The sequence below is a fragment of the Burkholderia cepacia genome (assembly GCF_001039005.1).
Taxonomy (GTDB): domain Bacteria; phylum Pseudomonadota; class Gammaproteobacteria; order Burkholderiales; family Burkholderiaceae; genus Burkholderia; species Burkholderia theae.
Genome location: NZ_LDWR01000130.1, coordinates 1 through 18,777 on the forward strand (window position 1 = coordinate 1; position 18,777 = coordinate 18,777).

Genomic DNA, 18,777 nt, shown 5'->3' on the forward strand with positions numbered 1-18,777 from the left:
ACATTAACTGAACGGCATTAGGCCTCGCGGCCCCTTTCCTTTTCCGTTCACCGTCATTCGCCGGCCGGCTGCGCGATTCGCACAGGTACCGGTTCGCGCCGCCGCGCCTGCGCGATGCTCGCGTAGATCACCAACGCGACCAGCACGCCGAGCAGCACGGCCGACGAGCCGACCGTACCGAGTGCAAGGCCACCCTTGGCGACCGGCTTCGTCAGCAGGTCGCCGACCGTCGCGCCGAACGGCCGCGTGAGCACGAACGCGGCCCAGAACAGCAGCACGCCGGAGATTCGCGTGAAGTAGTGCGCGAGCACGATCACCGCCAGCAGCCCGCCGATCAGCAGCGCGCCGCCGCCGAAACCGAGCCCCGAGCTGTCCGCGAGGAAGTCGCCGAGCGCGGTGCCGAGCGTGTTCGAGAACAGGATCGCGATCCAGTACAGCAACTCGACCTTGCGCGTGCGAATCAGGTCGACCGACAGCGATTCGCCGCTGAGCCGCCAGACCGCGAAGATCGCCAGCAGGATCGCGACGAGGATCGACGAGCCGGCGGCATAACCGAGGCCGAGCGTGCGGTCCATGAAGTCGGACATCGTCGTGCCGGCCGTGCTGGTCGCGACGATCACGGCCCAGTAGATCATCGGACGATAGCGCGTCGTCTTGAGCTGCGCGCCCAGCGTCACGAGGAAGAAGCCGAACAGCAGGATCGAGCTCACCGCGTAACCGACGTTCAGTGTCATCGACAGCAGGTCGCCGCCGGTTTCGCCCAGCGTCGTCGCGCAGATCTTCATGATCCAGAACGCGAGCGTGATTTCGGGAAGTTTGTTCATTCGAACCCCTTTTGCAGGATAGCGGCGGGCCGACGCGTGCCGGCCCGCCTTGCAGACAGGATCGAATGTTAGTCGCCGCCGGCTTAACGGAACCTTAGCGGATGTGAAGAATGGAGCCGCCGGCAGGCACGGTCGCGGACGACCGCACCGGTGCCGTCAACGTGCGTGTTCGTGCCGGTAGTGCAGCGCATACGCGAGCGTCAGCAGCACGACGAACACGACGCCGACCACCATCGTCATCCGGAATTCGCGCGTGAACGCGGTCGTGAACAGGATCGCCGCGACGAGCCCCGCACCGAGCAGGCTGCCGAACGGGTGCCCCCACATCCGGAACGCGAGCGCGGGGCCGCGATACCGCGCACGGAAGCGCAGGTGCGTGACGAAGATCATCAGCCACGTGAACAGCGCGCCGAACATCGCGATTGCCATCATCACGGTGAACGCCGTGTCGGGCGCCAGCGCGACCAGCACGGCCGCCACCGCGACGCCGCTCGTCGAGATCCACAGCGCCGCACGCGGCACGCCGTTCGTGCCGAGCCGGCCGAACGCCGCGGGCGCGAGCCGCGCGCGCGACAGGCTGAACATCATCCGCGTCGTCACGTAGAGCTGGCTGTTCATCGCCGACAGCGCCGCGATCAGCAGCACGAAGTTGATCACGCCGGCCGCATACGGCACGTGCGTCGCGGCCATCACCTTCACGAACGGGCTTTCGTCGGTGCCGGCCTGCGTCCACGGGACGATCGCGAGCATCAGCGACAGCGTCAGCAGGTAGAACAGCACGAGCCGGAACACCGTCGAGCGGAATGCGCGCGTGACCGCGTGCTGCGGATCGCGCGCCTCGCCGGCCGCGATCGCGACGGCCTCGATGCTCATGTAGCTGAAGATAGCGACGATCACCGCGACCCAGGTGCCCCACGGCCCCTTCGGCATGAAGCCGCCGTGCGCGGTGTAGTTCGCGAAACCGATACCGGATGCGGCCGGCGCCGACCACACGAGGGTCGCGCCGAGCACGATGAACACGACGATCGCGGCGATCTTCAGCAGCGAGAACGCATATTCGACCGAGCCGTACAGCGTGACGCTCGCGAGGTTCACGGCGATCAGCAGCGCGGAGAAGCCGATCACCCAGTACCAGCCGGGCACGGCCGGAAACCAGTACTTCATGAACACGGCGATCGCGCTGATCTCGGTGCCGATCGCGAACACGACCGCGAACCAGTATGCATAGCGCACGAGAAAGCCCGCGAGCGGCCCGACGTAGTGCTCGGCATACGCGCCAAACGAGCCGGCCGTCGGATGCGCGACGGTCATTTCCGCGAGCGCGCCCATCAGCAGCAGCGCGATCAGCGCGCCGATCGCATACGAGACCAGCACGCTCGGGCCGGCGAGCCCGATCGCGAACCCGCTGCCGAGGAACAACCCCGTGCCGATCGCGCCGCCGATCGCGATCATCGCCATCTGCCCCGACGTCAGCGCGTGGCGCAACCCTTGTTCTCGCGCGACGATGCTGTCGAACGATCGTTGTTGTTGTGTCACTGCGTTACCACTCCCCTGCACCACCATTGCGCCGCCGGCGCCGGATAAAACGAAACGGCGCGGAGAACTTCCCGCGCCGTTCGCATGAACAACGAATTATCGCTTACTCGACTTCGACCGTCTCTTCGTTCGGCTTGTGCGGCGGATTCGCCAGCTTGTCGAACGACAGCAGCACCTTGTCGTTTTCGTCGACGTCGACCGTCACATGACCGCCGTTGACGAGCTTGCCGAACAGCAGTTCGTCGGCCAGCGCGCGACGGATCGTGTCCTGGATCAGCCGCTGCATCGGCCGCGCGCCCATCAGCGGGTCGAAGCCGTGCTTCGCGAGATGCTTGCGCAACGCGTCGGTGAAGAGCGCGTCGACCTTCTTCTCGTGCAGCTGTTCCTCGAGCTGGATCAGGAACTTGTCGACCACGCGCATGATGATTTCCTCATCGAGCGAGCGGAAGCTGATGATCGAATCCAGACGGTTGCGGAACTCCGGCGTGAACAGGCGCTTGATGTCGGTCATCTCGTCGCCCGTTTCGCGGCGCGTCGTGAAGCCGATCGTCGCCTTCTGCATCGACTCGGCGCCCGCATTCGTCGTCATGATGATGATGACGTTGCGGAAATCCGCCTTGCGGCCGTTGTTGTCCGTCAGCGTGCCGTGGTCCATCACCTGCAGCAACACGTTGTAGATGTCCGGATGCGCCTTCTCGATTTCGTCGAGCAGCAGCACGCAATGCGGCTTCTTCGTGACGGCTTCGGTCAGCAGCCCGCCCTGGTCGAACCCGACGTAGCCCGGCGGCGCGCCGATCAGGCGGCTCACCGCGTGACGCTCCATGTATTCCGACATGTCGAAGCGGATCAGCTCGATGCCGAGCGTGAACGCGAGCTGGCGCGCCACTTCGGTCTTGCCGACGCCCGTCGGGCCGGAGAACAGGAACGCCCCGATCGGCTTGTCCATCTTGCCGAGGCCCGCGCGCGCCATCTTGATCGATGCCGCCAGCGCGTCGATCGCCGGATCCTGGCCGAACACGACGCTCTTCAGGTCACGGTCGAGCGTCTGCAGCTTGCTACGATCGTCCTGCGACACGCTTTGCGGCGGCACGCGCGCGATCTTCGAGATGATTTCCTCGATCTCGCTCTTGCCGATCGTCTTCTTCTGCTTCGACTTCGGCAGGATGCGCTGCGCGGCGCCCGCCTCGTCGATCACGTCGATCGCCTTGTCCGGCAGGTGACGGTCGGTGATGAAGCGCGCCGACAGTTCAGCCGCGGCCGACAGCGCACCCGACGAATACTTGACGCCGTGGTGTTCCTCGAAGCGCGACTTCAGCCCGCGCAGGATCGCGACCGTCTGCTCGACGGTCGGCTCGCTCACGTCGACCTTCTGGAAGCGCCGCGACAGCGCCGCATCCTTCTCGAAGATGCCGCGATACTCGGTGAACGTGGTCGCGCCGATGCACTTGAGCGTGCCCGAAGACAGCGCCGGCTTCAGCAGGTTCGACGCATCGAGCGTGCCGCCCGACGCGGCGCCCGCGCCGATCAGCGTGTGGATTTCGTCGATGAACAGGATCGCGTGCGGGCGCTCCTTCAGTTCCTTCAGCACCGTCTTCAGGCGCTGCTCGAAATCGCCGCGATACTTGGTGCCCGCGAGCAACGCGCCCATGTCGAGCGAGTAGACCTGCGCATTCGCGAGGATATCGGGCACTTCGCCGCGCGTGATGCGATAGGCGAGCCCTTCCGCGATCGCAGTCTTGCCGACACCGGCCTCACCAACGAGCAGCGGATTGTTCTTGCGGCGGCGGCACAGGACCTGCACGACGCGCTCGACCTCGGGCTCGCGACCGATCAGCGGATCGATGCGGCCGTCCTTCGCCATCTGGTTCAGGTTCTGCGTGAACTGCGCGAGCGGCGTTTCCTTCTGCGCATTCGCGTCTTCGCTTTCCGCGTTCGCGTCGGTCGACTTCGCGGCTTCACCGCTGTTCGTCTTCGCGATGCCGTGCGAAATGAAGTTCACGACGTCGAGGCGCGTGACGCCCTGCTGCTGCAGGTAATACACCGCGTGCGAATCCTTCTCGCCGAAGATCGCGACCAGCACGTTCGCGCCGGTGACTTCCTTCTTGCCGTTCGACGTCGACTGGACGTGCATGATCGCGCGCTGGATCACGCGCTGGAAACCGAGCGTCGGCTGGGTATCGACATCGTCGGTGCCCGGGACGGTAGGTGTGTTGTCGTGGATGAAATTGCGCAGGTTCTGACGCAGGTCCTCGATGTTTGCCGCGCACGCGCGCAACACCTCGGCTGCCGTCGGATTATCCAGCAGGGCCAGCAGCAGATGCTCGACCGTAATGAATTCATGGCGCGCCTGGCGTGCTTCCATGAACGCCATGTGCAGGCTGACTTCCAATTCCTGGGCAATCATGCTTCCTCCATCACGCACTGCAGCGGATGCCCGGCCTGCCGCGCATGGGTAACGACTTGCTCAACCTTGGTCGACGCGATGTCCCGCGTATAGACCCCACAAACTCCTCGCCCTTCGCGATGGACCTTCAGCATGATCTGCGTGGCCGTCTCGCGATCCTTCTTGAAATACTCCTGGACCACCATCACGACGAACTCCATCGGCGTGAAGTCGTCGTTCAGCAGCACCACCTTGTACATCGAAGGCGGCTTGAGCTTCTGCTGCTTGCGTTCCAGGACGGTACTGTCCTGCTTGTCCGGGATAATCGCCATACACCCATTCTAAACAACTCGGACAGGCCCGCAATCCTGCCATTACCCGACCGACCGGCCGGCGCCCTCCCCGGTATCCCGGAACACGCGATCGTCTTCGCGCCATACGAAAGCCGGCTGCGGTGCCGGCTTTCACGCGTGGCGCGGAACACGAACCGTCAGGGGGAATCGCACCGGAACGTCGTATCCGCATCCAGTATCCCACAAGCCGGGACGACTCGAACGCGTGTCACTCGAGCCTGGTATATGAGCCGATTATGCGGCTTTTCAAGTCCTCGTGCTTGGCCGCATGCTGCAAAGCAAAGCCGGAAAAACCCTGAAAATGGGTTCTTTACAACGGCCCTCTAACCGTCTAAAAATTCCTCTTGACACTCCAATAAAGAGCGCCAACAATCAAGCTGGCACTTTTTTCAAATTGCCAGTTGGCGAAATGAAAGAGGCCGAGGTGAGCTTGTGAGGGGGGAACGGCTGCATTTTCCGGTCGTTTAGCTTTTCGAGCGTGCTCGTGGTAAGTAGCAGCGACTGTGTGACAGGGGAAGTAGGTATGGCAACTGGTATCGTTAAGTGGTTCAACGACGCGAAGGGCTTCGGTTTCATCACTCCCGACGAGGGCGGTGAGGATCTGTTTGCGCACTTCTCGGCTATCACCATGAATGGCTTCAAGACGTTGAAGGAAGGCCAGAAGGTGAGCTTTGACGTCGTTCAAGGACCGAAGGGCAAGCAAGCGTCGAACATCCAGGCCGCATAAAGGCATCGGATATCGGACGAAGAAACCCGGCGCATTGCGCCGGGTTTCTTTTTTTTCAGGCCGGCCAATCGATAATCGATTGGCCGGCCTTTTCGTTCAATCCCGATAATCGAACCCGTATTGTCTTGTCACGCACGCAGATCGGATAGCAGTCCGGCACGTGAAACACTTTCACCGTTTCGTTACACGACCTTCAGCGTACCCATCATGCCGAGATCCTCGTGTTCGAGAATATGGCAATGAAACATGCGCTCGCCGGGCATGTCTTGCGTGACGAGAATCGACACGGTTTCGCCGCTGCGCACGTTCACGGTATCGCGCCATGCGCGGAACGGTTCGATCGTGCGCGAGCCGCCCGACGCACGCTCGATCACCTGGAACTGCGTGCCGTGCAGGTGGAACGGGTGATCCATGTCGGTCGCATTGCGGATCGTCCAGCGCTCGACGTCGCCACGGCGGCTCGTCAGCGTCGCGCGGTGCGGCGCGTAGGTCTCGCCGTTGATCGTGAAGCGCATGCCCGCCGGGCGGCCGTGCGCCGCGCTTTTCATCATCGCGTCCATGTCCATCTCTTCGCCGAACGCGACCTCCTTGTGCGCGACCGGTTCGCCCAGCGGCGGCACCGCGCGCAGCTTCGCCGGCAGCGCGCGCGCCGCGGCCGGCGCAAACGCGACATCGGCCAGGGCCAGCGCCGGATCGGGCGACAGGCTGCCGTGACCGTCGTCATGCGACATCGCCATCTTGCGGCGATCGTATTCGGCCGCCTGCAGCACCGCGCGCGACGCGCGATCGCCGGCGCGCACCAGCAGCTCCGCACGCTCGCCCGGCGCGATCAGCAGCGACGTGACGCGGCGCGGCGCGTCGAACAGCCCGCCGTCGGTGCCCGCGTGCTCGAACGGGCGGCCGTCGTCGAACGCGATGCGCAGGTAGCGCGCGCTGCATGCGTTCCACACGCGCCAGCGCTCGTCGCCGGCGACGTCGATCCGCGGCCGGCGCGCGCCATTGACCAGCACGAACTGGCCTTCGCGGCCGTTCATCCAGTCCATCATGTCGTTCGGCGCGATCGCGCCGTCACGCGCGAGCTTCAGGTCCGACACGAACAGGTTGCGCTCGGGCCAGCCCGCCAGCGGATCGTCGGCGGCACGCACGATGAACGGGCCGGCCAGCCCGCGAAAGACCTGCTCGGCCGTCATCATGTGCGGATGCGGGTGATACCAGTAGGTGCCGGCGCTCCCCTTCGGCAGCGTGAAACGGTACACATGCGACGCGCCGGGCGCGACGGGATCGGACGGGTTGCCGTCCTGGTCGGGCGGCACCGGCAGGCCGTGCCAGTGGATCGTCGACGGCTGCGGCAGCTTGTTCACGAACCGGATCTCGACCGTGTCGCCCTCGCGCACATCGATCAGCGGACCGACGACGGGCCCCTGCGCGCCCGCGCCGAACTGCCAGAACGTGGTCGGCCGCGCACCGCGCAGCAGCGGGCGCGCCACGGGCTGCGCCACCAGCGTGGCCCGGAACGTGCCGGGCTCGCGACTTTCGTTCGCGAGCGTGCGCAACGTCGCGAGCGGCGCACCGGCCGGCAGCGCGTCGGCGGCCGCGAGCGCGGCCGGCGCGGGCTTGCCGTGCTGCCCGTGCCCCGACATCCCTGACATCCCGGGCATGTCGTCCATCTGGTCCATGCCGGCCATGCCCGCATGACCGGCGTGCTGCGCCGACGCGGCGCGCGCGAACAGCGACGCGGCCGCGACACCAATCGCGCGCGACAGGAAGGTTCTCCGTATCATCAATCGTTCCTCGTTATCCATGCTGCGTCGCGCGACCGCCGCGACGCCCGCGCCGGCCGGCTGGCACGCCGATGCGCGACGCAAAACCTGATGCCCGCGTCATCATAACCGCAGGCCCATACCGAAAAACGCCGTCGGCCGGGCGACGATACGCCGCAGGGCGCGACGCTGCCGACCGGATCCGACACGCATCGATCGCCATCTTCGAGCAGCGATGTCTTGCCCTGCGCCGGCGAGTTCAACCCTGACTTATCCATTCCCTTTGCGGCATCCCGCCGATCGCCCGGCGCCTGCCGGACGGCCCCGCATCGGCGTCCGGCACGTCATCGATCCGCGAACCCTCCAATATTTCACGATGCGGAACAAGTCTCTGCGTTGTAAAAATTCGTGGTGCAGGGCACAAATTTCCTGTTTCGCGATGCCAAAAATCGTTCCGCAATACAAAATGAAAGAAATAAGACCATGTATTTAAACACGATTTTTTGTTTAGAGAAGCCGCTCTACGTGCACCATCCGATCGGGTCGCGGACGTAGACTTTGTTCCATGCACTGACGCTTCGCCACGACGTTCGATACGGAACCCGGCGCAAGCAGCCAGTCGGGCCACAGCCGGCCGAGCCGGCGGGCGGCACAACAGAATCGCTTGTGATCAGAAAGGGAGAACGGAAATGAAAGGATTTCGCTTTGGTTCAGCGCTCGGGTCGTTCTACATCCTGCCGGGTAACGGCGGCTGGGAAGCGACGTTCGGCAACGCCCTGCTCGGCGCGTTCTCGTGCCCCGAAGTAGCGGCCGACCACATCTCCCGCGGCGACTGCGAGCAACTGTCCGAACTGGACACGGCGACGCTCGAAGTGCCGCACGAAATCGCCGAGTGGGAAATCGTCCACGTCTGAATGGCAAGCCAACAACGAAAAACGCCCCGGGCGTCCGGGGCGTTTTTCTTTTGTATCGGGTGGCGGACGGCAAAACCCGCCGCGCCGACACACGCATTGGCCCGCGCGCTTGCGCGGCCCGCGTCAGGCGACCGCGTCGACGATGCCGTTCAGCGTCGCGCTCGGGCGCATCGCCTGGCTCGTCAGGTCGACGTTCGGACGGTAGTAGCCGCCGATCGCCTGCGCCTTGCCTTGCGCAGCCGCCAGTTCCTCGAGGATGCGCGCTTCGCTGTCGGACAACGCCTTCGCCACGCCTTCGAACTGCGCCTTCAGCGCGGCGTCCTCGGTCTGCTCGGCGAGCGCCTGCGCCCAGTACAGGCACAGGTAGAAGTGGCTGCCGCGGTTGTCGAGGCCGCCGACCTTGCGCGCCGGCGACTTGTTCTCGTCCAGGAACTTGCCGGTCGCCTGGTCGAGCGTCTTCGCGAGCACGACCGCCTTCGGGTTCTGGTAAGCGTGGCCGAGATGTTCGAGCGACGCGGCCAGCGCGAGGAATTCGCCGAGCGAATCCCAGCGCAGGAAACCTTCCTCGACGAACTGCTGCACGTGCTTCGGCGCGGAGCCGCCCGCACCCGTTTCGAACATCCCGCCGCCGGCCATCAGCGGCACGATCGACAGCATCTTCGCGCTGGTGCCGAGTTCCATGATCGGGAACAGGTCGGTCAGGTAGTCGCGCAGTACGTTGCCGGTGACCGAGATCGTGTCCTTGCCGGCGCGGATGCGCTCGAGCGAGAAACGCGTCGCGTCGACCGGCGTCAGCACGCGGATGTCGAGGCCGTTGGTGTCGTGATCCTTCAGGTAGCGTTCGACCTTCGCGATGATCTGCGCATCGTGCGCGCGCGCCGGGTCGAGCCAGAACACGGCCGGTGCGCCGGTCGCGCGGGCGCGGTTCACCGCGAGCTTGACCCAGTCCTGCACCGGCGCGTCCTTCGTCTGGCACATGCGCCAGATGTCGCCCGACTCGACCGCGTGCTCGAGCAGCACGTTGCCGGCTTCGTCGGTGACGCGCACGACGCCGTCCGCCGGGATCTGGAACGTCTTGTCGTGCGAACCGTATTCTTCGGCCGCCTGCGCCATCAGGCCGACGTTCGGCACGCTGCCCATCGTGACCGGATCGAATGCGCCGTGCTGCTTGCAGTCCTCGATCACGGCCTGGTACACGCCCGCGTAGCAGCGGTCCGGAATCACGGCCTTCGCGTCGTACAGCGCGCCGTCCGGGCCCCACATGCCGCCCGAATCGCGGATCATCGCCGGCATCGACGCGTCGACGATCACGTCGCTCGGCACGTGCAGGTTCGTGATGCCCTTGTCCGAGTTGACCATCGCGAGGCGCGGGCGCACCGCGTATTCGGCCTTGATGTCGGCTTCGATCGCTTCGCGCGTGTCGGCCGGCAGGTCCTTCAGGCGCGCGTAAAGGTCGCCGATCCCGTTGTTCGGGTTGAAACCGGCCTGTGCCAGCACGTCCGCGTGCTTCGCGAGCGCGTCGCGGTAGAACACCGACACGAAATGGCCGAACAGGATCGGATCGGAGACCTTCATCATGGTCGCCTTCAGGTGCACCGAGAACAGCACGTCCTGCGCCTTCGCGTCGGCGATCTGCGCTTCGATGAAGCTGCGCAGCGCGTTGCGGCTCATCACCGATGCATCGATGATTTCACCGGCCTTCACGGCCGTCTTTTCCTTCAGCACCTTCTTCGCGCCGTCGGTCGTCGTGAGTTCGATCTTCACGCTGCCGGCATCGGCGATCAGCGCCGACTTCTCGCTGCCGTAGAAATCGCCTTCGCTCATGTGCGCGACGTGCGCCTTCGAGGTCGCCTTCCAGGCGCCCATCTTGTGCGGATGCTTGCGTGCGTAGTTCTTGACCGACAGCGGCGCGCGGCGGTCGGAGTTGCCTTCGCGCAGCACCGGGTTCACCGCGCTGCCCTTGATCTTGTCGTAGCGGGCCTTGACAGCATTCTCTTCGTCCGTCGACGGATCTTCCGGATAGGCCGGCAGTTGGAAGCCCTGCGCCTGCAGTTCGGCGATCGCGGCCTTGAGCTGCGGCACCGATGCGCTGATGTTCGGCAGCTTGATGATGTTCGCTTCCGGCTGCAGCGTGAGCTGGCCCAGTTCGGCCAGATCGTCGGAACCCTTCTGCTCCGACGGCAGGACGTCTGCGAATGCCGCGATGATGCGGCCGGCGAGCGAGATGTCGCGCGTTTCGACGGCGACGCCGGACGAGCGCGTGAAGGCCTTGACGATCGGCAGCAGCGAATAGGTCGCGAGCGCGGGCGCTTCGTCGGTGAGGGTGTAGATGATCTTGGGCGAAGTGGACATGGTCGATGCGTTGCTACGTGAAAATTGTGACTGAGGAGCGCCGGCGGTAACCGGCGGGGAGCGACCGGGTCGGTCGCGAAAGGGGCGCGCCGGCTCAGCCGGGCGGCGGTGTTGCGAGGGCCGTCATGTTCTACCTTGCAGGGCATCCGGGCCGCATCGCGGCGCCGCGGCCCGCATGCCGGACCGCCCTGCCAACTAACCTGCCATCCACGAAACGCCCCGGCGCCGGCAGTAGGCGCCGGGGCGGCCGGAACCGCGCCGGCCCACCCCGCAAGGGGCTTACATGTTCTCGATCAGCACTTCGCCGAAGCCCGAGCACGACACCTGCGTCGCGCCTTCCATCAGGCGCGCGAAGTCGTACGTGACGCGCTTCTGCAGGATCGACTTCTCCATCGCGGCGATGATCGTGTCGGCCGCTTCCGTCCAGCCGAGATGGCGCAGCATCATTTCCGCCGACAGGATCTCGGAACCGGGGTTCACGTAATCCTTGCCCGCGTACTTCGGCGCGGTGCCGTGCGTCGCCTCGAACATCGCGACCGAATCCGACAGGTTCGCGCCCGGCGCAATCCCGATGCCGCCGACCTGCGCGGCCAGCGCGTCGGAGATGTAGTCGCCGTTCAGGTTCAGCGTCGCGATCACGTCGTATTCGGCCGGACGCAGCAGGATCTGCTGCAGGAACGCGTCGGCGATCGAATCCTTGATCACGATCTCGTTGCCCGTCCTCGGGTTCTTCACGCGCATCCACGGGCCGCCGTCGATCAGCTCGCCGCCGAATTCCTTCTGCGCGAGCGCGTAGCCGGCGTCACGGAACAGGCCTTCCGTGAACTTCATGATGTTGCCCTTGTGCACCAGCGTGACCGACTTGCGATCGTTGTCGATCGCGTACTGGATCGCCTTGCGCACGAGACGCTCGGTGCCTTCGGTCGACACGGGCTTGACGCCGATCCCCGAGGTTTCCGGGAAGCGGATCTTCTTCACGCCCATCTCGTCCTGCAGGAACTTGATCACCTTCTTCGCCTGCTCGGAGCCCGCGGCCCATTCGATGCCCGCGTAGATGTCTTCCGAGTTCTCGCGGAAGATCACCATGTCGATCTTCTGCGGCTCGCGCACCGGCGACGGCACGCCCTTGAAGTACTGGACCGGACGCAGGCACACGTAGAGATCGAGTTCCTGGCGCAGCGCGACGTTCAGCGAACGGATGCCGCCGCCGACCGGGGTCGTGAGCGGCCCCTTGATCGACACCACGTATTCCTTCAGCACCTGCAGCGTTTCGTCCGGGAGCCACACGTCCGGACCGTACACCTTCGTCGCCTTCTCGCCCGCGAAAATCTCCATCCAGTGGATCTTGCGCTTGCCCTTGTAGGCATGCGCGACCGCCGCATCGACGACCTTGATCATGACCGGGGTGATATCGAAGCCCGTACCATCGCCTTCGATATAGGGAATGATCGGCTGATCGGAAACGTTGAGCGAGAAGTCCTTGTTGACGGTGATCTTGTCACCGCCTTCCGGAACCTTGATGTGCTGATACGGCATGATCGACTCCAGTGACGTGGCTGAGCAGGTGATGCTGGTCGAAGCTGCGCGCGCGGCGGGGGCGCGGCATGGCCACCCCGTGACGGCAACAGCGAGCCGCTATTCTAGCGCCCCAACCGGGCACTTCGGCATGAAGCGCGGCACTGCGTATCAAGACCTCACTTATGTCTTATATAAGACAGAGGACTTGCCGTTCCGTATTATGCATTAAGATTCCGCCATTTGCCATAGACCGCCCACCCCGCTTCCCGCGGCGCACCGGGCGGCCGCCCTGCCATGAACCTGATCGCCCTCAACAAGCCGTTCGGCACGATTTGCCAGTTTTCCGCGCACGAGACGCGGCCGTCGCTCGGCGACTGGGTAAAAACGCCCGGCGTCTATGCGGCCGGCCGGCTGGACGCGGACAGCGAGGGGCTGCTGCTGCTCACCGACGACGGCGCGCTGCAGGCGCGCATCGCCGAGCCGCGCCACAAGCTCGTCAAGCGCTACTGGGCGCAGGTCGAGGGCGCGCCCTGCCCCGCCGACCTGAAGGCGCTCGCGCGCGGCGTCGATCTCGGCGACTACGTGACGCGCCCGTGCCGCGCCGAATTCATCGAACCGCCCGACGCGCTGTGGCCGCGCAACCCGCCGATCCGCTACCGCGCCGCGATCCCGACGACGTGGATCGAGCTCGCGATCACCGAAGGCAAGAATCGGCAGGTGCGCCGGATGACGGCGGCCGTCGGCTTCCCGACGTTGCGCCTGGTGCGCGTCGGCATCGGTGCACTCGATATATTCGCGCTCGACATTGCACCGGGCGAAACAATCGCGCTGCCGCCGCGCGCGCCGTGGGACGGTTTCGCGCACGCCGGATGACGGATTCGGGACGCGCGATTTTTTCGTCATCTTTTTCGTCAACCGCCTGCGAAGATCGCGCGTTAAACCACGCAGATGCCAACCTTAGCTATCCGGCATTGGCAGCCGAACCCGTGTTTGCGTCACGAAAGCGACGTTTTCTTCGAATACGATTCGGCGCCCGCAGCGCAAAGAGAAATTTCTTGGAGCGTCTGTCAACCGAAAGGTGGATGGCACCGTTAGACGTCATGACTCCTATGCCGGGTCATTTGGTTAATTAACTAAAGCTGAGGAACACAACATGAACAAACTGATCGCCGCTCTGGTCGCTGGTCTCTTCGCAACGGCTGCTTTCGCACAAGCTTCGGCTCCGGCCGCTCCGGCTGCTGCTGCTCCGGCAGAAGCTGCTTCGGCACCGGCTAAGAAGGCAACGCACAAGAAGCACCACGCAGCTAAGAAGCACCACGCTGCGAAGAAGGCTGCAAGCGAAGCCGAAGCCCCGGCAGCTGCTTCGAACTAAGCAAGCTGGTTGTAATAACGCAGTCAAGAACACGCAGTCTTGCCGTTCTTACGGCGTTGAAAGGCAGGTCACCGCAAGGCGATCTGCCTTTTTCTTTTTGTGCCCGCCCGCGTGCTTCGCGTACCATGCGGGTCTCGTTTTCCAGATAGGAGCCTTGCTGTGCAATTCTCCCTGCGTTCGTCGCTCGGCCGCCTTGCGCGCGCCGCCGTGTTTCCCGCCGCGCTGGCCGTCCTCGCGCTCGGCATGCCGGCCGCCAGCGCGCAGATGCCGCCCGGCGCCAAGCAGCCGACCGAGTTTCCGCGCGTGAAGCTGCGCGCCGGCATGTATGTGATCGACGCGGCCGTCGCCGCGAACGACGCCGACCGCGAACAGGGGCTGATGTACCGTTCGCAGCTCGCGCCGAACGAAGGCATGCTGTTCGTGTTCAACGAGAATGCCGTGCACTGCTTCTGGATGAAGAACACGCTGATCCCGCTGTCGATCGCGTTCATCCGCGCGGATGGCACGATCACCGACATCGACGAGATGCGGGCGGAGACGACCGACAACCACTGCCCGCGCAACAACGGTGTTTATGCGCTCGAAATGAGCAAGGGCTGGTTCGCGGCGAAGGGCATCAAGCCCGGCATGAAGCTCGACGGCCTGCCGAACGCCCAGTAACGGCGATCGTTGCGGCCTTGCGCCGCGCACCGACCGAAGCCGGCCGCCCGATGCGCGCCGGCTTTTTTTTCGCCCTTCGGCGGCGGCGCCCGCCTTGATTCCGCCGGCGCTGGCCGCATCTGCAAAAGCCACGCGCAAGCGCTATGCTTTAAGTCTCGCTTGTTCAAGCCCGGGCCGGCCCAGCCGTCCCGCTTACGATCCGAACCACCAGGAGGTTCACGTGCCCCGCAAAACCCCCATCGAGCGCTATCGCAATATCGGGATCAGCGCTCACATCGATGCCGGCAAAACCACGACTACCGAGCGCATCCTGTTTTACACCGGCGTGAGCCACAAGATCGGGGAAGTGCACGACGGCGCGGCCACGATGGACTGGATGGAGCAGGAGCAGGAACGCGGCATCACGATCACGTCGGCCGCCACCACGGCCTTCTGGAAGGGCATGGCCGGCAACTATCCGGAACACCGGATCAACATCATCGACACCCCCGGGCACGTCGACTTCACGATCGAGGTCGAACGCTCGATGCGCGTGCTCGACGGCGCATGCATGGTGTACGACTCGGTCGGCGGCGTGCAGCCGCAGTCCGAAACCGTGTGGCGCCAGGCGAACAAGTACAAGGTGCCGCGTATCGCGTTCGTCAACAAGATGGACCGCGTCGGCGCCGACTTCTTCCGCGTGCAGCGGCAGATCGGCGAGCGCCTGAAGGGCGTCGCCGTGCCGATCCAGATTCCGATCGGCGCGGAAGATCATTTCCAGGGCGTCGTCGATCTCGTGAAGATGAAGGCGATCGTCTGGGACGACGAAAGCCAGGGCGTGAAGTTCGCGTACGAGGAGATCCCCGCGAACCTCGTCGAGCTCGCGCATGAATGGCGCGAGAAGATGGTCGAGGCCGCGGCGGAAGCCAGCGAGGAACTGCTCGAGAAATACCTGCACGACCACGAATCGCTGACCGAGGACGAGATCAAGGCCGCGCTGCGCAAGCGCACGGTCGCCAACGAAATCGTGCCGATGCTGTGCGGCAGCGCGTTCAAGAACAAGGGCGTGCAGGCGATGCTCGACGCGGTGATCGACTACCTGCCGTCGCCGGTCGACGTGCCCGCGATCCTCGGCCACGACTTCCACGATCCGGAAAAGCCGGCGGAACGTCATCCGAGCGACGAAGAGCCGTTCTCGTCGCTCGCGTTCAAGATCATGACCGACCCGTTCGTCGGCCAGCTGATCTTCTTCCGCGTGTATTCGGGTGTCGTCGAATCGGGCGACACGGTGCTCAACGCGACGAAGGACAAGAAGGAACGGCTCGGCCGGATCCTGCAGATGCATGCGAACGAGCGCAAGGAAATCAAGGAAGTGCGCGCGGGCGACATCGCGGCAGCCGTGGGCCTGAAGGAAGCAACGACGGGCGACACGCTGTGCGATCCGGCCAAGCCGATCATCCTCGAGAAGATGGAATTCCCGGAGCCGGTGATCTCGCAGGCCGTCGAGCCGAAGACGAAGGCCGACCAGGAGAAGATGGGCCTCGCGCTGAACCGCCTCGCCCAGGAAGATCCGTCGTTCCGCGTGCAGACCGACGAAGAGTCCGGCCAGACCATCATTTCGGGGATGGGCGAGCTTCACCTCGAAATCCTGGTCGACCGGATGAAGCGTGAATTCGGCGTGGAAGCGACGGTCGGCAAGCCGCAGGTCGCGTATCGCGAGACGGTGCGCACGACGGCGGCCGATGTCGACGGCAAGTTCGTCAAGCAGTCGGGCGGCCGTGGCCAGTACGGGCACGCGGTGATCACGCTCGAGCCGAATCCCGGCAAGGGCTACGAGTTCCTCGACGAGATCAAGGGCGGCGTGATTCCGCGCGAATTCATCCCGGCCGTCGACAAGGGCATCACCGAAACGCTGAAGAGCGGCGTGCTCGCAGGCTACCCGGTCGTCGACGTGAAGGTGCACTTGACGTTCGGTTCGTATCACGACGTCGACTCGAACGAAAACGCGTTCCGGATGGCCGGCTCGATGGCGTTCAAGGAAGCGATGCGCCGCGCGAAGCCCGTGCTGCTCGAGCCGATGATGGCCGTCGAGGTCGAGACGCCCGAGGATTTCATGGGCAACGTGATGGGTGACCTGTCCAGCCGGCGCGGCATCGTGCAGGGGATGGAAGACATCGCGGGCGGCGGCGGCAAGCTCGTGCGCGCCGAAGTGCCGCTCGCCGAGATGTTCGGTTATTCGACGTCGCTGCGTTCGGCGACGCAGGGCCGCGCGACCTACTCGATGGAGTTCAAGCACTACGCGGAAACGCCGGCCAACGTATCGGAAGGCGTGATCAACGCGAAGACGAAGTAAGCGCCGGGCGTTCGCGCCCTGCCACAGGCCCGTCCGGTTCCGGACGGGCTTTTTTTCGTCCTCTGGACGGATCGATGCGGGCCACGTGCGGCATTTTTGATCGGCATGCCGGGCGTATTTTTCGCATGCCACAATGCCTCGCGATTCGTCAGATGGAACCGTCCCGATGCCGCCCACCCCTGCCCTGCGCCGCCTGCTGACCCTCTATGCCGGCCTGATCGTCGCGAACGTCGCCGTCTGGCTGTGGGCGCTCGCGGTGCTGCACGACCATCCGCTGCTGCTCGGCACCGCAGCGATCGCATACGGGCTCGGGCTGCGTCATGCGGTCGACGCCGACCACATCGCGGCGATCGACGTCGCGACCCGCAAGCTGATGCAGGACGGCCAGCGTCCGGTGTCCGTCGGCCTGTTCTTCTCGCTCGGCCATTCGACGATCGTGATCGCCGCGACGCTCGGCATCGCGCTGACCGCGTTCGCGCTGCGCGACCGGTTCGATACGTTCCGCGAGATCGGCGGCACGATCGGCACCGCGGTGTCGGCAACCTTTCTGCTCGTGCTCGCGTGCGTGAACCTGATGATCCTGCGCGACGTATGGCGGCGCTATCGCGGCGCGCCGGCGCACGTGCACGACGACGCGCATGCGCACCGCCCGGCCGGACTCGTGTCGCGGCTGCTGCGCCCGCTGTTCCGGTTCGTGTCGAAGAGCTGGCACATGTATCCGGTGGGTGTGCTGTTCGGCCTCGGTTTCGATACTGCAACCGAAATCGGCCTGCTCGCGATTGCGGCCGCGCAGGCGAGCCAGGGGCTGCCGGTGTATACGGTCATGCTGTTTCCCGCGTTGTTCACCGCCGGCATGACGCTGATCGACTCGACCGACAACGTGCTGATGATTCACGCGTACGGCTGGGCGATGGACGATCCGCAGCGCAAGCTGCTCTACAACGCGAGCATCACGTTCGTGTCGGCGGCCGTCGCGCTTGCGATCGGCGGGATCGAGGCGGCCGGCCTGCTGGCCGACAAGCTGGCGCTGACGGGCCCCGTGCGCGACGCGCTCGACACACTCGGCGAACGCTTCGGCTCGATCGGCTACGGCATCGTCGCACTGTTTCTCGTCTGCTGGATCGCATCGATCCTGTTCCACCGCTGGCAACGCGCGGCCGACGCGCCCGCACGCTGAGCATCGTTCAGACGTTTCAATTCGGAAACAAAACACCCGCGACGACGTTGCATGCGCCGTCGGGGGCATGCGCTCGCCTTGCGCCACGGGCATAAGCGGCCGGTGGCACGAATCTCGCAGATAGGGATTCGCACGGCGGGCCCGCGTGCCGATCCGCGTTCGCGGCTGGCTTCACGCGCCAGTCCGAGGGCAATCGGCCGCCGACAGGACAACGAATCTTTGCTGGCCCCCTGCACCACACGTAATTAGCCGCGCGGCTACGAGGCATCGCGCGCATGGGGAGGCCATGATGCTCAAGACAAGACAGCCGTTCCGCACGGCGGGACGGTGCTATCGCGCGACCTTGATGGCCGCAGCCGCGTTCGCGTGCTGCTGCTCGTATGCCATTGCGCAGGACGCGGCGCCTGACTCCGCAGCCAATGCGGACACCAGCGCGGACACCATCATGATGGTGGTCGAAGACGCTTCGTCGTGCGCAGCCAATCCGGCTGCGTGCGCGGCGCACGTCTATGCGGGCGGTGGCGGCGGCGGTAACGGAGCCGGTGCGAGCGGCAGTGGTGGCGGGACGGGTAACGGCAGCGGCGGCGGCAACAGCAATGGCAACGGCAACGGCGGAAACAGCGGGAACGGTGCCGTCGGACCTGCTGGCGTCGGCGGATCAACCGGCGCAACGGCCGGCGGTACCAGCGGCACCGGCCGCGGAGGGAACGGTGGCTCCGGTGGTGGTACTTCAGGGGGCGGCACCTCGGGTGGTGGCACTTCAGGTGGCGGTACCTCTTCGGGTGGCGGTACTTCGGGTGGCGGTACTTCGGGTGGCGGCACTTCCGGTGGCGGCACTTCAGGCGGAGGTACTTCCGGTGGCGGCACTT

Annotated in this window: 16 protein-coding genes and 1 pseudogene; 10 read left to right on the top strand and 7 right to left on the bottom strand. The window is 65.0% G+C overall.

Features of this window, described 5'->3' with window-relative positions; all coding sequences use genetic code 11:
• Positions 1-53 precede the first annotated feature (53 nt).
• The 4 genes from VL15_RS38530 to clpS form a co-directional block, all read right to left on the bottom strand.
• The gene (locus tag VL15_RS38530; RefSeq protein WP_048252136.1) at positions 54-824 is read right to left on the bottom strand and encodes a membrane protein; all 771 of its coding nucleotides are present in this window, start codon (positions 822-824) and stop codon (positions 54-56) included.
• A 156-nt stretch (positions 825-980) separates the two neighbouring features.
• A complete protein-coding gene (locus VL15_RS38535) occupies positions 981-2,360 on the bottom strand; it encodes an amino acid permease (protein WP_048252137.1) in 1,380 nt (459 codons plus the stop codon).
• A gap of 103 nt (positions 2,361-2,463) precedes the next feature.
• Positions 2,464-4,764 (bottom strand): ATP-dependent Clp protease ATP-binding subunit ClpA, encoded by a 2,301-nt coding sequence (gene clpA, locus VL15_RS38540; protein WP_048252138.1) that lies wholly within the window; start codon positions 4,762-4,764, stop codon positions 2,464-2,466.
• On the bottom strand, positions 4,761-5,075 hold the full coding sequence (gene clpS / locus VL15_RS38545) for an ATP-dependent Clp protease adapter ClpS (RefSeq protein WP_006398529.1): 315 nt from the start codon (positions 5,073-5,075) through the stop codon (positions 4,761-4,763). Before clpS ends, clpA begins: the two co-directional genes overlap by 4 nt.
• Positions 5,076-5,364: 289 nt before the next feature.
• Between clpS and VL15_RS42500 the strand changes: the two genes are divergently transcribed.
• Both VL15_RS42500 and VL15_RS38550 read left to right on the top strand, forming a co-directional pair.
• Positions 5,365-5,532, top strand: coding sequence for a hypothetical protein (locus VL15_RS42500; protein WP_155420424.1), 168 nt, complete (start codon positions 5,365-5,367; stop codon positions 5,530-5,532).
• A gap of 87 nt (positions 5,533-5,619) precedes the next feature.
• Positions 5,620-5,823, top strand: a complete 204-nt coding sequence (locus tag VL15_RS38550; RefSeq protein ID WP_006478030.1) for a cold-shock protein — start codon at positions 5,620-5,622, stop codon at positions 5,821-5,823.
• A 182-nt stretch (positions 5,824-6,005) separates the two neighbouring features.
• Here VL15_RS38550 and VL15_RS38555 read toward each other — a convergent pair whose 3' ends face one another.
• Entirely contained in the window at positions 6,006-7,604 is a 1,599-nt protein-coding gene (locus VL15_RS38555; RefSeq protein ID WP_048252139.1) for a multicopper oxidase family protein, read from the bottom strand.
• Positions 7,605-8,272: 668 nt separating this feature from the next.
• Here VL15_RS38555 and VL15_RS38560 point away from each other — a divergent pair.
• Positions 8,273-8,497 carry a hypothetical protein gene (locus VL15_RS38560; RefSeq protein WP_006490888.1) on the top strand — a complete coding sequence of 75 codons (225 nt, stop codon included), beginning with the start codon at positions 8,273-8,275 and terminating at the stop codon, positions 8,495-8,497.
• Positions 8,498-8,620: 123 nt separating this feature from the next.
• Here the strand turns inward: VL15_RS38560 and VL15_RS38565 are convergent, their stop codons facing one another.
• Entirely contained in the window at positions 8,621-10,849 is a 2,229-nt protein-coding gene (locus VL15_RS38565; protein ID WP_048252140.1) for an NADP-dependent isocitrate dehydrogenase, read from the bottom strand.
• 279 nt (positions 10,850-11,128) lie between these two features.
• Positions 11,129-12,385 (bottom strand): NADP-dependent isocitrate dehydrogenase, encoded by a 1,257-nt coding sequence (gene icd / locus VL15_RS38570; RefSeq protein ID WP_048252141.1) that lies wholly within the window; start codon positions 12,383-12,385, stop codon positions 11,129-11,131.
• Between icd and VL15_RS38575 the strand changes: the two genes are divergently transcribed.
• The 7 genes and pseudogenes from VL15_RS38575 to VL15_RS43510 form a co-directional block, all read left to right on the top strand.
• Complete coding sequence (locus tag VL15_RS38575) at positions 12,384-12,596, top strand: hypothetical protein (RefSeq protein ID WP_034178830.1); 213 nt, start codon at positions 12,384-12,386, stop codon at positions 12,594-12,596. The genes icd and VL15_RS38575 overlap by 2 nt on opposite strands.
• Before the next feature lie 65 nt (positions 12,597-12,661).
• A complete protein-coding gene (locus VL15_RS38580) occupies positions 12,662-13,240 on the top strand; it encodes a pseudouridine synthase (RefSeq protein ID WP_048252142.1) in 579 nt (192 codons plus the stop codon).
• 280 nt (positions 13,241-13,520) lie between these two features.
• The gene (locus VL15_RS41525; protein WP_072444916.1) at positions 13,521-13,739 is read left to right on the top strand and encodes a hypothetical protein; all 219 of its coding nucleotides are present in this window, start codon (positions 13,521-13,523) and stop codon (positions 13,737-13,739) included.
• 159 nt (positions 13,740-13,898) lie between these two features.
• Positions 13,899-14,399, top strand: coding sequence for a DUF192 domain-containing protein (locus tag VL15_RS38585; RefSeq protein WP_048252143.1), 501 nt, complete (start codon positions 13,899-13,901; stop codon positions 14,397-14,399).
• Between the two features lie 220 nt (positions 14,400-14,619).
• The gene (gene fusA / locus VL15_RS38590; protein WP_048252144.1) at positions 14,620-16,731 is read left to right on the top strand and encodes an elongation factor G; all 2,112 of its coding nucleotides are present in this window, start codon (positions 14,620-14,622) and stop codon (positions 16,729-16,731) included.
• A 166-nt stretch (positions 16,732-16,897) separates the two neighbouring features.
• Positions 16,898-17,908: a HoxN/HupN/NixA family nickel/cobalt transporter gene (locus VL15_RS38595; RefSeq protein WP_048252145.1), complete on the top strand. Its 1,011-nt coding sequence runs from the start codon at positions 16,898-16,900 to the stop codon at positions 17,906-17,908.
• Between the two features lie 289 nt (positions 17,909-18,197).
• Positions 18,198-18,777: pseudogene (locus VL15_RS43510) on the top strand (hypothetical protein); the annotation flags it as partial.

Excerpts from the sequence above, each read along its gene's own strand:
- VL15_RS38530 (WP_048252136.1), bottom strand. The coding sequence starts at position 824 with ATGAACAAACTTCCCGAAATCACGCTCGCGTTCTGGATCATGAAGATC.
- clpA (WP_048252138.1), bottom strand. The coding sequence starts at position 4,764 with ATGATTGCCCAGGAATTGGAAGTCAGCCTGCACATGGCGTTCATGGAA.
- clpS (WP_006398529.1), bottom strand. The coding sequence starts at position 5,075 with ATGGCGATTATCCCGGACAAGCAGGACAGTACCGTCCTGGAACGCAAG.
- VL15_RS42500 (WP_155420424.1), top strand. The coding sequence starts at position 5,365 with ATGCTGCAAAGCAAAGCCGGAAAAACCCTGAAAATGGGTTCTTTACAA.
- VL15_RS38550 (WP_006478030.1), top strand. The coding sequence starts at position 5,620 with ATGGCAACTGGTATCGTTAAGTGGTTCAACGACGCGAAGGGCTTCGGT.
- VL15_RS38555 (WP_048252139.1), bottom strand. The coding sequence starts at position 7,604 with ATGATACGGAGAACCTTCCTGTCGCGCGCGATTGGTGTCGCGGCCGCG.
- VL15_RS38560 (WP_006490888.1), top strand. The coding sequence starts at position 8,273 with ATGAAAGGATTTCGCTTTGGTTCAGCGCTCGGGTCGTTCTACATCCTG.
- VL15_RS38565 (WP_048252140.1), bottom strand. The coding sequence starts at position 10,849 with ATGTCCACTTCGCCCAAGATCATCTACACCCTCACCGACGAAGCGCCC.
- VL15_RS38575 (WP_034178830.1), top strand. The coding sequence starts at position 12,384 with ATGATCGACTCCAGTGACGTGGCTGAGCAGGTGATGCTGGTCGAAGCT.
- icd (WP_048252141.1), bottom strand. The coding sequence starts at position 12,385 with ATGCCGTATCAGCACATCAAGGTTCCGGAAGGCGGTGACAAGATCACC.
- VL15_RS38580 (WP_048252142.1), top strand. The coding sequence starts at position 12,662 with ATGAACCTGATCGCCCTCAACAAGCCGTTCGGCACGATTTGCCAGTTT.
- VL15_RS41525 (WP_072444916.1), top strand. The coding sequence starts at position 13,521 with ATGAACAAACTGATCGCCGCTCTGGTCGCTGGTCTCTTCGCAACGGCT.
- VL15_RS38595 (WP_048252145.1), top strand. The coding sequence starts at position 16,898 with ATGCCGCCCACCCCTGCCCTGCGCCGCCTGCTGACCCTCTATGCCGGC.